This window comes from Enterococcus sp. 3H8_DIV0648 (genome assembly GCF_002140655.1).
Classification (GTDB): Bacteria; Bacillota; Bacilli; order Lactobacillales; family Enterococcaceae; genus Enterococcus_A; species Enterococcus_A hulanensis.
Genome location: NZ_NGLG01000001.1, coordinates 2120647 through 2132960, shown reverse-complemented (window position 1 = coordinate 2132960; position 12314 = coordinate 2120647). Strand labels below are relative to the sequence as shown.

The following is a 12314-nucleotide window of genomic DNA, read 5'->3' as shown; positions in this document are numbered from 1 at the left end:
GTGGTCAGGTAATCCTTTGAATCTTGTTTGATTGCTTGAGCGTGATTAGTAGCTGCCATTACAGATTTTCCTTTCTGTCACAGATGAGGGTGAACATCTTGTATTATTTGTGGGTATATTCTAATATAATCTCAGAAACGTTACAAGTGTAACTTTAGAGAAGGAGAAAGATACTATGGCTGTCTCTTATACACATCTAGATGTGTATAAGAGACAGTATCTATATTTTTTATTTGACGAATATGCATTATCTTTTTACGAAGGACAAGAATTATGTAACAAGAATCATACAAATAAAACGTTTTCTATATAAAAATCATAAAGCCAAAAAGTTATAAAAACAAGTCTTTATTGAGGTTATTTATTGGGGATGTTGAACAAAATTAAGTATAGATTCGAAAAAATGGCATCTTATGCTATCTCTTTGTCGTCATTTGTCATTCCATACAGTCTCTTAGTTTCTTATAGTTGGTGTAAACCTAAACAAAGTAATGGAGGCAGATGAAAATGGAACGGAAAGTCGTACTGATTACAGGTGCAAGTAGTGGAATTGGCTATCAAACAGCGAAGTTGCTTGCACAAAACGGACACAAAGTTTATGGAGCGGCAAGAAGGATCGAGAAGATAGCAACATTAGCAGAATTTGGTGTCAAAGGGATTTACATGGACGTCAAAGAAGAAAAAACATTAAGTACGGCTGTTGATGATATTATTGCCAAAGAAAAAAGAATCGATATTCTGATTAATAATGCTGGTTATGGTTCACTAGGAGCGATTGAAGATATATCGATTGATGAAGCAAAAAATCAGTTCGAAGTGAATCTATTCGGATTGGCTCGATTGACGAAGCTGGTTTTACCCCATATGAGAGTACAAAGGTCAGGTCAAATCATCAATATTTCATCAATGGGTGGAAGATTGACGACGTACTTTGGTGCTTGGTACCATGCGACCAAATATGCACTTGAGGCATTTAGTGATGCCTTACGAATGGAAGTAAGCAACTTTGGAATCAATGTTTCCTTGATCGAGCCTGGGGTAATAAAGACGGATTGGGGGATTATTGCCGCTAATCACTTGGCTGAGTCTGCAAAGGGTGGAAGCTATGAAGAATTCGCTGCAGAAAAGGCACAAGGAATCAAAAAACAATACAGTTCTAATTGGGGTTCTGATTCAAAACTTGTTGCTAAAACCATACTAAAAGCAGTCAATCAACGGGCACCTAAAACGCGCTATCTGATCGGATTTGGCGCGAAGCCGTTAGTCTTTTTAAAAACCGTTCTGCCTACGCGACTATTTGATATAATCATTAAAAACATCAGTTGATAAGGAGGAAAAAGGATTGAAATTGATGATTTCCAAACAATTCCAAGAGTTTATACGAGGAATGGGTTTGCCTATCGAAGACTTGCTAAAGAAAGCGAATATTCCAAATTTATTATGGAATGATTATTTAGAGCTGTCGGATGTTGATTATTTACGGTTGTTTCAAGAGTTAGATCGAATAAGTACCGATCAGCAATTGCTGACGTTTAGTCAAATTGATCATCTCCATTCATTCATGCCGCCTTTTTATGCTGCGCTCTCTTCAAAAAATGGAAAAGATGCGATTGAGCGTTTTGCAACATATAAGCGTCTTGTTGGTCCAGTAAAAGTTGATTTTAAAGAAGTCTCTGATTATTTTACGATACATTTTTCCTTTCTTGGTAAAAATGATGAGCTGCCGAGATTTGCAATTTTGAATGAACAATTATTACTGATTAGTCTCTTACGCACAGGGACCAAAGATGTAACCATCAAACCAAGCAAGATTGAAAGTCCGTTTGCTTACAGTGATGAATTGGAAGAGTATATCGGAATGAAACCTACCTATGGGAAAAGCAACGGTTTGACTTTCTCGCTACAGGATCTAGCAAAACCATTCTTCACACAAAATAATCCGATGCTTGATTATTTGGAGCCTGAGCTAAAACGAAGATTGTGTAGCTTTTCGATGGCAGAAACATTTACTGAGTTGTTGCAAAAAGAGCTTTTTTCAGCTATACCAAGCGGTCAATGTACGTTGGAAACCGTTAGTCGATCCTTTGGCATGAGTCAGCGAAGTCTTCAAAGAAAGTTGACTTTAGAAAATACAACCTTTAATGAACAGGTCAAGCTGGCTAAAAAAGGGTTAGCAGAGCGCTATTTGCGGGAGACCACCTTGCCTACAATTGATGTAGCCTATTTATTAGGTTATACAGAAACTAGTTCCTTTGCCAGAGCACTCAAAAGTTGGACTGGCAAAACCATCTCAGAAATTAAGATAGGTTGACTTATCGAACTTTTATCCTTGAAGCTGGTATTTTCTGGCCATCCATGGAATAATTAAACACGAATCTTATTCTTAATTAAGGGAGGGAGAATATGGAGAAAATTTTTACGATCGTAGTGCTATTATTCTTTTGTTATTCGTTTATCGGCTGGCTATGGGAGACGATTTATTGTTCGATCAAAGCCAAGCATTTTGTTTATCGCGGTTTTCTACTAGGACCGATTACACCGATTTATGGTTTTGGGGTTGTCGGGGTACTTTATTTGATAGAACCGTATCAGCAAAATATCGTGCTGCTGTTTTTCCTAGCATTGATTCTGGTGACGGCATTAGAGTATCTCACGAGTTTTCTATTAGAAAAGATTTTTCATCTGACATTGTGGGATTATAAAGAGGTACCTTTGAATATCAATGGGCGTGTCGCTGTGCCGGTATCGATTTTTTGGGGACTTGCCTGTGTTTTTATCGTTCGAGTTTTAAATCCTTATCTAATGAATTTAATCATCGGCTGGCAGCAGCGATTTGGGATATTTTTACCAATGATTTTATTGATGATAACTAGTTTTGACCTAGGCTTCACCTTGGCAAACTTGGCTTCATTACGTCAAGCGATGAACAAGATGAGTGCCACCATCCAAGAGAAGAAAGAGCAAGTTCAAACCGATCTTGGCGAATTAAAGGTCGCGGCAGAAGAACGTCGTCAAAGCTGGCTGACAGAAATCAAAGAGCAGCCGGAGTGGCGTAAGCAATTACCGAAGCTTAATTTTCAAGAACGCCGCTTCTTGAACAGCTTCCCAAATATGAAATCAAAAGAGATCAAGAGTCCGCTAGCGGAGATCCGGCAGCTGTCAAAAGAGTTGCGAAAAAAATAATATTACAAAAATATGACAAAAAGATAGTCCTTTCAACGCTTGATGGGACTATCTTTTTTAGGTAATGGAGAGAAATTAAAACAAATGTTACTAAAACATGCTTTGTTTTGTAATGAAATGTAATCTGCTTGAAACAAAAAGCCCCCCTTTTTTTCGTATAATAACGAAGGGTAATTAGAAAGGTGGACTTTTAAGTGAGAAAGCAAATGTTTGGGTTCGTTGCCACACTAATGTTGGGTGCTAACGTACTTACACCAGTCTTTGCACAGGCAGAGTCACTGAATGAGTTAGATAAAAAAGAATCCGCGATCGCGCAACAAAGCGACAAAATCAGCGGAGAGTTGCAGATTGCATTGAACGATGTCAATGAAAAGTATCAAGAGGTCAATGACATTCGGACAAAGATCAGCGAAAATGAAGCGACATTGGAAAAGACCAAGACAGAGATTACTGAAACAGAACAAAAGATCGAACAGCGTAAAGAAGCAATCGCTGAACGGATGAAAGCTGCACAAGTCGGCGGCATGACCGATCGTTCGATCAATGCATTGTTAGAATCAAAAGATTTAGGTGAATTTTTGAATCGCGCGTTTGCGATGTCAGTCATCCAAAATGCTGAGAAAACAAAAGTTGCCAGTCTAGGCGAAGCCAAAGAAAAATTAACTGAATTAAAAGCAACCCAAGAAAAAACACAAGCCCAACTGAAAAAAGATAGTCAAAGTTTAGAAACTGAGACGACTAAGCTGGATGATAAAATGGCCAACTTAAAACAAGAGCTGGCTGATAATAAAACAAGCTTAGAAAAAATCAGTCAAGATAAAGAAGTCGAAAAAGCACGCCAAGCTGCTGAGAAAGCTCAAAAGGCTCAAGCAGAAAAAGAAGCCAAAGAGGCCGCTAAAGCAGCAGAGGCAGAAAAAGCTTCTCAAGCTGCAGCAGCTCAAGCAGCAGAAAAGGCAAAAGCTGAAGCCGCTTCACAAGAATCATCACAGGCTTCTGCACAAGCATCAAAACCTGCTCCATCGGCTTCAAGTTCACAACAACAATCAACTACACAAACGAGTGAACAGCCAAAGCAGGAACCAGCAAAACCAGCTGAGCCAAGTACACCGACAACATCTGGTCGTACGATCCAAATGGAATCTACTGGCTACTCATGTGCTGAATCGGTGAATACTTATTTCACAGCGATGGGGATTGATTTACGTCAGAACCCGCAAGTTGTCGCAGTTGATCCAAGTGTTATCCCGTTAGGCTCAATGGTAGAGGTATCAGGTTACGGCATTGCGATTGCTGGAGATACTGGCGGTGCGATCAAAGGCAACATCATTGATTGCCATTTCCCAACGGTTGAACAATGTATCCAATGGGGACGTCGTTCAGTAACAGTGACCGTTATTAGTTAAGAAATTTAAGAACCGTTTGAAATCGAAAGATTCCAAACGGTTCTTTTTTTGCGTGCTCTGTTTTTTATTTAGTAGAAGAATAGGATTGGTTTAATCAAACAGCGGTAAAATTTGATCCAATGTTTGTACTTCTTTATATGGTTGCTGTGCAGCGATGCCTTTTTCGTTTTCACGATTGACCCAAACCTTTTTCCAATCAAGCAAAGTACAAGGAATAATGTCTTCGAAATAACCTTGGGCAACATGACAATGTTCACGGTTTTTAACATTGAGCTGTTCTGCGGCTTGTTTAAAAAAGGTGAGCTGCGGTTTGTAGGCATGGACATCTTCAGCTAAAATCACCTCGTCGATTTGATTATCAAGTGCTTTTAAGTTGTGTTCCATAATCGACATACAAGAGTTTGACATAATTACAAGCTGGTAATCTCTTTGTCTCAATTCTTTTAACACGTCAATGACTTCCGGAAAAGGCTGCAATGATTTGTAAACGCGAAGTATCCGCTCGTATTCATTCTTCATGAAGTCCATTCCCATCATAATATCGCAGCGTTCCAATGCGGATCGGATAAGTTCGTCTAATGAAATATACGGTTCTGCATACATGAGTCGAGCGTCATTTAGTGTGTATATCGCGCTAACTTTGTCCCCGTCGCGGTGATGCTCGTTACCGATTTTAGCGACTTCCTGATCAATCGGGCGGGTATCAATCAATGTTCCATAACAATCAAAGGTAATTAGTTTTTTCATTTTTTCTTCCTCCTTGAGTGGTTGTATCTTCATAGTAGAATAGTTTGATAGATTTAAAAAGTTGAAATAATTGAAGCTAAACTTTCAATTTGTTGAATAGTTGTCGTGCAGGATGTAAATAAAGACCGCTGCTAAAACACAGCCGCATCCGATCAAGTCGATTCCGATAATCGGTGTGTTGAGCCAAAAGATAGAGATCACTGTCGCAGAAATCGGTTCAACACTGGCTAGCAAGATGGATTTCACTGGACCAATATCCGCCACTCCCTGTAAGAAAGCAGTAAAGGCAAAGAGCGTTCCGATGAAAATAATGACTAGCAAAATGAGAAATTCTTTTCCATTAAAACTTGTTGGTATCTTCCAAATCTGTCCAATGCCGCCAAGAGCTAGACCGCCAAAAAGCATCCCGTATCCCGTAACCAAGAGACTGCCATATTTTTTAATGAGGCTTTCGGGAATGATTGTGTAGATCGCGACGGTTATGGCTGACAACAATCCAAATACTAAACCTTTTGAAGAAATCGCCATCTCGCCGATGTTTCCATGATTAACCAATAGAAAAATACCAAAGACGACCAATAAAATAGTACCGATATTTATCAATCCGGGGAATTTTCTTTGTTTAATACTGCTGTAGATCATAATCAAGATTGGACAGGTGTACTGCAAGGTCGTCGCAGTTCCGGCATTCGTATACAAGACGGTCAAAAAATAAGTATATTGGCAAAGCATCAGACCAACGATTGCGAAGGTCAGCAGTTGAACGACATCCTTTTTCTGTTTAAAAATTTGCAGGAGATAATTTGCCCGATAACGAATCAACAGTCCAATCAGTAAAAGGACTCCCGAGGTGATCATTCTGATAGAAGTGAGCCAAGTCGCATCGGTCTGACAATGAATAAATAGGTATTGAGCACATACAGCGGAAAGCCCCCAAGCAATACCGCCTGATAAGCTGAGGATCGTACCTCTGATAACGTTGGAATAACGGTTCATAGTTTTATTTCACCACCCTTTCTCTAAGTTTTATTGCAACTAGTCTCGTTACTAGGTACAATAACAAAAAAGAATAGTTTTGAAAATTTGAAGTTTTGAAAGTGTTAATTCGAATATACTGAACTATGGAGGGGAAACGATGGATACAAAAAATTTACTGACACTGAAAACTATCGTCAGAACAGGAAGTTTTCAAAATGCCGCAGAGACTCTGGGTTACACACCATCAACGATTACCTTTCAGGTAAGACAGCTGGAACAGGAATTGTCGATCAAACTATTTGAAAAACTTGGGCGCCGGATGGTTTTGACAAAAGCGGGTGAAAATATTCTTCCGCTTGTAGATACGGTGCTGCAATCCTGCGATACGATCCATAATTATGGGAAAAGTTTGGAGCAATTGCAGGGAAGCTTGACCATCGCGATGCCAGAAACGCTGTTGATTTATCGTATGCAGGAAGTGCTGGCCGACTTCAAGCAGCAAGCCCCTAATGTAAAATTATATATTCAGGTGGGAAATTGCGACAAAGTGCGAGAAGAAGTGTTGAGCGGCGGTATTGATATTGGAATTCATTATGATGTGTGCGGAGAAAATAATTCGATTCGGGCAGAAGTGATTGATTACCATCAAGCTTGTTTAGTTGCGTACCCTGAATTACCTGAAGCAGAAAGTGATTTCGTATCAGCCAATCAGGTTAAGCAGGTCGATTTAATTAATTATTACGCGGATAGTATTTTTCAAAATATCATTGATGATTACTTGAAGAAAAAGCACATCCTGATTTCAACGACTATGGAGCTCTGGAGTATTGAAGCGATCAAGCAGAATGTGATCAACCAAATTGGGATCGCCTATCTTCCTGAAGTCGCAGTAAAAAAAGAGCTGGAACAAGGAAAGCTGAAAAAATTAGCGCTTGATCCGGATAGCGACCAAATAATTCCGGCAGTCTGTGAAGTGCACAAAAATAAATGGCTCAGCCCACAGATGGAACTATTTTTGAAACTGATACGTGAAACGAAAAAATAATAGCAGTGAGATAGGAACAGCTACAACGGATAATTCATTCCATTGTGGCTGTTCTTATTTTGACATTAAAGATTCGGGTGTCAAAAGCCTGTTTTGAAGGAAAAAGTTTTTTGTTCGCTAAAATAATAGGAACAGATCGCTAATTTTACAATGGATTTAAGTAATGATCACCACAAATTAGTGTTTAGACATTAAAAAATGGGATTAGACAAAGCAAGCATCCTAACTCTTACTTTTGACACCCGAATCATTAAAGGAAGTATAAAATTTTCGCATGAATAAATCGCTTTGTAGCGGGTATATCCATGTCTGGCTTCACGAACTAGCTTTATCGGCAATAAGCAAAAATATTTCGAAATTTGAGAAGCAATTTAGAAATATTTTGGTCTTATTGCTCAAAAGCTGAGCGAGTTCGCGAAGCCTTTCTTAGATTGATGTTGAATAAAATACCTCCTAAGAAGAAAGGAGCTGTCATAACTAACCAGCTTATTCTTTAAGTAAGGATAGTGAACTGAAATTTCATAGAAAACATCATTTTAATGACACTTTATTCACAACCAGTTTTGTTTCTTCTAAGGAAATAATTGATAATGTATTCAAGCTGTCTCTTATACACATCTAGATGTGTATAAGAGACATTGATATGACAGTGTTATATTCAAATTGGCATAGACTTCTTTTTTATAGTAATTATTATTTTGTGTTATAAAAAGAGATGTATAAAAGTGATTTAGTGTCGTTTTTAAACATTTTCCCTAATGAATTATTTAACAAGCTTCCTAAATTGTTGTATCGTAATATGTGTAGATAACAACTGTTACTTAAAAATGAAATGCGGAAAGGTGTATGTAAAAATGATTAAATTGTATACGTCAGCGAGTTGTACTTCATGTCGAAAGGCGAAGGCTTGGTTAAAAGAAAATGGGTTGGATTTTGAGGAAAGAAACATTATGTCGAATCCTTTAACAAAAAATGAAATCAAAGAAATTCTTTCAAAGACTGAAACAGGGACCGATGAAATTATTTCGACACGCTCAAAAGTCTATGAAAAATTGGCGATCGATTTCGATGAATTGTCATTGAGTGAATTAGTTGATGTGATTGAGGAATATCCTAGCTTATTAAGACGTCCAATCGTTTTTGATGAAACTAAATTCCAAGTTGGTTATAACGAAGATGAGATTCATCAATTTATTCCACGGGAAGTTCGCAGAGTAAAATCAAAGAAGATGTCCAGCGTTTTACTTTATTTAGATTTACAGAGAGAAAGCCTTGTATAAAAGAGGCGGTTGTACCGCTGGGTTATACAAAAGCATAAATATAAAAATCCCTCTTCGGTTTCCTTCTATTATATAAGGAAAACTGGAGAGGGATTATTTTTTATGTTTGGCGAATCAAATGATCAAAAGCACCAAGGGCAGCAGTTGCGCCAGAACCCATGGAAATAATGATTTGTTTATAGGCGCTGTCCGTACAGTCACCTGCAGCAAAAATTCCTTCTACATTTGTTGCGCCGTGCTTGTCTACTAGAATCTCACCACGCTCACTCAAAGCGACCGCATCAGATAGCCATTCGGTATTCGGCATTAAACCGATCAAAATGAAAACACCTTCGACGTTTAGAGTATGTTCTTCATTCGTCAGACGATCCGTGTAAGTCAAAGCCTCTACGTGTGAAGAACCGGTAATTTCTTTCGTCGCAGCATTGGTAATTACTGTGACATTAGAGAGTGAATAAAGTTTTTCTTGCAAGACTTGATCGGCTTTTAATTCTGGTAGGAATTCCAATACATAAATACGCTTGGCTAAGCCAGCTAAATCAATCGCGGCTTCGATACCAGAGTTTCCGCCGCCAATGACAACAACTTCTTTGTCTTTGAATAAAGGTCCGTCGCAATGTGGACAATAAGCAATCCCTTTATTCTTGAATTCTTTTTCACCAGGAACATTAATGGCACGCCAGCGAGCACCGGTTGAAAGGATCGCTGTTTTGGCTGTTAATTGCGCACCGTTTTCCAATTCAACTTCGATCAAGTCATTTTTCTGGATCGACTTGGCACGTTGGCCTTTCATGATATCCACGTCATACTGCTTCACATGTTCTTCCACTTGACGCATTAATTGCGGACCTTCCACGTAAGGGGTTCCGATCACATTTTCGATTCCTAAAGTTTCTAAGACTTGTCCACCAAAGGTTTCTACGACCATTCCCGTTTTAATTCCTTTACGAGCAGCGTAGATCGCTGAACTGGCACCAGCAGGACCGCCACCGATCACTAGGACATCAAAGGTTTCTTTATCGGCGAACTCATCAGCACTCATTGGACCGCTGACTTTTTCGATGATTTGTTCGATGGTCATACGACCGCTGTCGAACTCTTCCTCATTTAAGAAGACAGTCGGTACCGCCATAATTTCTTTTTCATCGACCTCATGTTGATACATGCCGCCTTCGATCATGGTGTGAGAAATCTTAGGATTCAATACAGACATGATGTTCAAGGCTTGAACGACATCAGGACAATTATGACAGGTCAAACTGACATACGTTTCAAAATTCAACGTACGTTCGATCGATTTAATCTGTTGAACCATGCTGTCTTCGATTTTCGGTGCGCGTCCGCCAACTTGCAGTAACGCTAGGATAAACGAAGTAAATTCGTGGCCCATCGGCAAACCAGCAAAGATGATTCCGCTAGCATCGGCACCTGCCTGATTGATTTCAAAACTTGGTGTACGTTTTAAGCTTTTAGCTTCAATAGAAATCTTGCTGTCCATTTCCGCAACTTCGGTCAGGAAATCTTCTACTTTTTTCGAGTTGTCGGATTCGTCCAAGCTGGCAGAAAAAACAATCTCTGATTCCAATAAAGCTAAATATTGCTTTAGCTGTTCTTTCGTTTCATTATCTAACATAAGCGCTCCTTAAATCTTGCCGACTAAGTCAAAGCTAGGTTTTAGTGTTTCACCGTCTTCTTTCCATTTTGCAGGACATACTTCACCTGGATGGGTGCGTACATATTGCGCTGCGCGGATTTTATCGATCAAACTGCTGGCATCACGGCCGATTCCATCTGCATTGATTTCCATGGCTTGTACGATTCCATCTGGATCGATAATGAACGTTCCACGTTGTGCCAAACCAGCTTCTTCATCTAACACATCAAAGATACGAGAGATATGATGAGAAGGATCGCCGATCATCGTGTACTTGATTTTGCCGATAGCATCTGACGTGTCGTGCCAAGCTTTATGAGTGAAGTGGGTGTCAGTCGAACAAGAATAAACTTCTACGCCTAACTCTTGTAATTTTTCATATTGGTCTTGTAAATCCTCTAATTCGGTTGGACAAACGAATGTAAAATCTGCTGGATAGAAACAAACAACCGACCATTTGCCTTTTAACGCTTCTTCAGAAACCTCGATAAATTTACCTTGACGATAGGCTTGTGCTTGAAACTCTTCAACTTGTTTTCCAATTAATGACATGAATGTACCCTCCTGATTAATATTGAGAAAATTTCTCTTAATTGATAAAAGGAAATCAGAAAAAATCTGATATTGTTATCCTCTTATTTAAAATCATTATAAACAGAAAGAGATTACATTGTAAATGGTTTTTTCGTAAAATATCGAAACTATTCATCCAAAAAAACAAAAATTTTTAGAAAAAATGGGTTTTAACGAACAGTTCATCATGTATAAGGTTGAACAAAATACTAAAAAAGCGATTGCATTAGGACTAGAGTGTTGTCATAATTGAGAAAAAAGGTGGGTGAGAAGATGAAGCGGGTACTTTATTTTCTTTCGTTGATATTGTTGGGAATACTTTGGGGCGTTCCAGCAAAGGCCGAGAACATTTATGTGGAGGATCACGCAAATGTCCTTTCTTCTGAAACGAAAGAAGAAATCTATCAATACAATCAAGACTATAAAGATTTGGAATTGCGTCCTCAGTTAGCAGTCGTCACTTTAACTGAATTACCAGATGGTCAATCGATCGAAGCGTATGCCAATGAAAAGTTTAATCAGTTGGGAATAGGTAGTGCGGATCATGATTCTGGCGTATTGTACTTGATTGCGGTAAATGATCGCAAGCAGCGGATTGAAGTAGGCTATGGATTAGAAGAAACCATCCCCGATGCTTTAGCGATGAATCTTATGACTGAAGAAGCTAAGGATTATTTTCGGGAAGAGAACTATGACACAGGTGTGTCACTCGTTGCAGCCAACATAAATGAGGTCTTACAGGGCAACAAAACAGTGGAAGAGTTCTCGCCAGGAATAGTTGTCGAAGAATCAATTTGGGATATTATTAAAGAGTGGATAGGTCCAGTGCTTTTCGGATTGTTTTTTCTCTATGGAGTCATTTCTACACCGTTGGAAAAGCTGTTGATCTATAGAAAATCAAAAAAGGCATTTGCTGTGGAGTTAAAGAATAGATTAAAGGACGCTGATCCTAAATATCAAAACTATTCGACTAGAAGAATAATCCGCTGTAAAGAAGCGCCGGTTGACGAAGCAAAAGAGGCCATCCAAAAGCGCTACGGAAAACTGAAAAGGAAGCGGCCGCTCTATTATGACTTTACCTATGCTTTTGGCACGTTAACGCTATGGGGAATGCTAATGAACAAGCGAAAAGAAATGCAAAAATATTCCGTGTATTACCACCATCGAGATACCTGGTCTAAAAACAGCACTAGCAGCAGTTCGAGTAGTTCAGGCGGAGGAGACTCGTGGGGCGGAGGCAGTTCCGGTGGCGGCGGAGCAAGTTCAGATTGGTAAAACTGTTGAGAAATTTTTCTCAGCAGTTTTTTTGTGTAAAGAAAGTATAAAATTTTACAAGTAAAAACATTAAATCAACAGCTTTAACGATGTTCAGCTTCACGAACTAGCTTTTCTACACAAGTTCCGCATACAGTTGCTGCTAAATTAGCATTAAGCAGAACTAGCATATCGAC

11 protein-coding genes are annotated in these 12314 nt (G+C 39.0%); 7 read left to right on the top strand and 4 right to left on the bottom strand.

What is annotated here, in order from left to right:
- The first annotated feature begins 507 nt into the window (after positions 1-507).
- The 4 genes from A5875_RS09890 to A5875_RS09875 all read left to right on the top strand — a co-directional run bounded on the left by A5875_RS09890 (position 508) and on the right by A5875_RS09875 (position 4586).
- Positions 508-1326, top strand: a complete 819-nt coding sequence (locus tag A5875_RS09890; protein ID WP_088933443.1) for an oxidoreductase — start codon at positions 508-510, stop codon at positions 1324-1326.
- Positions 1327-1351: 25 nt separating this feature from the next.
- The gene (locus tag A5875_RS09885; RefSeq protein WP_242551309.1) at positions 1352-2311 is read left to right on the top strand and encodes an AraC family transcriptional regulator; all 960 of its coding nucleotides are present in this window, start codon (positions 1352-1354) and stop codon (positions 2309-2311) included.
- A gap of 92 nt (positions 2312-2403) precedes the next feature.
- A complete protein-coding gene (locus tag A5875_RS09880) occupies positions 2404-3183 on the top strand; it encodes a putative ABC transporter permease (RefSeq protein ID WP_088933441.1) in 780 nt (259 codons plus the stop codon).
- 194 nt (positions 3184-3377) lie between these two features.
- On the top strand, positions 3378-4586 hold the full coding sequence (locus A5875_RS09875; protein WP_088933440.1) for a 3D domain-containing protein: 1209 nt from the start codon (positions 3378-3380) through the stop codon (positions 4584-4586).
- Between the two features lie 90 nt (positions 4587-4676).
- Here the strand turns inward: A5875_RS09875 and A5875_RS09870 are convergent, their stop codons facing one another.
- Both A5875_RS09870 and A5875_RS09865 read right to left on the bottom strand, forming a co-directional pair.
- The gene (locus A5875_RS09870) at positions 4677-5333 is read right to left on the bottom strand and encodes an HAD-IA family hydrolase (RefSeq protein ID WP_176244648.1); all 657 of its coding nucleotides are present in this window, start codon (positions 5331-5333) and stop codon (positions 4677-4679) included.
- Between the two features lie 84 nt (positions 5334-5417).
- Positions 5418-6329 (bottom strand): DMT family transporter, encoded by a 912-nt coding sequence (locus tag A5875_RS09865; protein WP_088933438.1) that lies wholly within the window; start codon positions 6327-6329, stop codon positions 5418-5420.
- A gap of 139 nt (positions 6330-6468) precedes the next feature.
- Between A5875_RS09865 and A5875_RS09860 the strand changes: the two genes are divergently transcribed.
- On the top strand, positions 6469-7356 hold the full coding sequence (locus A5875_RS09860) for a LysR family transcriptional regulator (protein WP_088933437.1): 888 nt from the start codon (positions 6469-6471) through the stop codon (positions 7354-7356).
- An 854-nt stretch (positions 7357-8210) separates the two neighbouring features.
- Positions 8211-8636, top strand: coding sequence for a transcriptional regulator Spx (spx, locus tag A5875_RS09855; RefSeq protein WP_088933436.1), 426 nt, complete (start codon positions 8211-8213; stop codon positions 8634-8636).
- 100 nt (positions 8637-8736) lie between these two features.
- Here the strand turns inward: spx and ahpF are convergent, their stop codons facing one another.
- On the bottom strand, positions 8737-10269 hold the full coding sequence (gene ahpF, locus A5875_RS09850; RefSeq protein WP_088933435.1) for an alkyl hydroperoxide reductase subunit F: 1533 nt from the start codon (positions 10267-10269) through the stop codon (positions 8737-8739).
- A gap of 9 nt (positions 10270-10278) precedes the next feature.
- Positions 10279-10842 carry an alkyl hydroperoxide reductase subunit C gene (gene ahpC, locus A5875_RS09845; protein WP_088933434.1) on the bottom strand — a complete coding sequence of 188 codons (564 nt, stop codon included), beginning with the start codon at positions 10840-10842 and terminating at the stop codon, positions 10279-10281.
- 294 nt (positions 10843-11136) lie between these two features.
- Between ahpC and A5875_RS09840 the strand changes: the two genes are divergently transcribed.
- Positions 11137-12138, top strand: a complete 1002-nt coding sequence (locus A5875_RS09840; protein WP_088933433.1) for a TPM domain-containing protein — start codon at positions 11137-11139, stop codon at positions 12136-12138.
- The last annotated feature ends 176 nt before the right edge of the window (positions 12139-12314 follow it).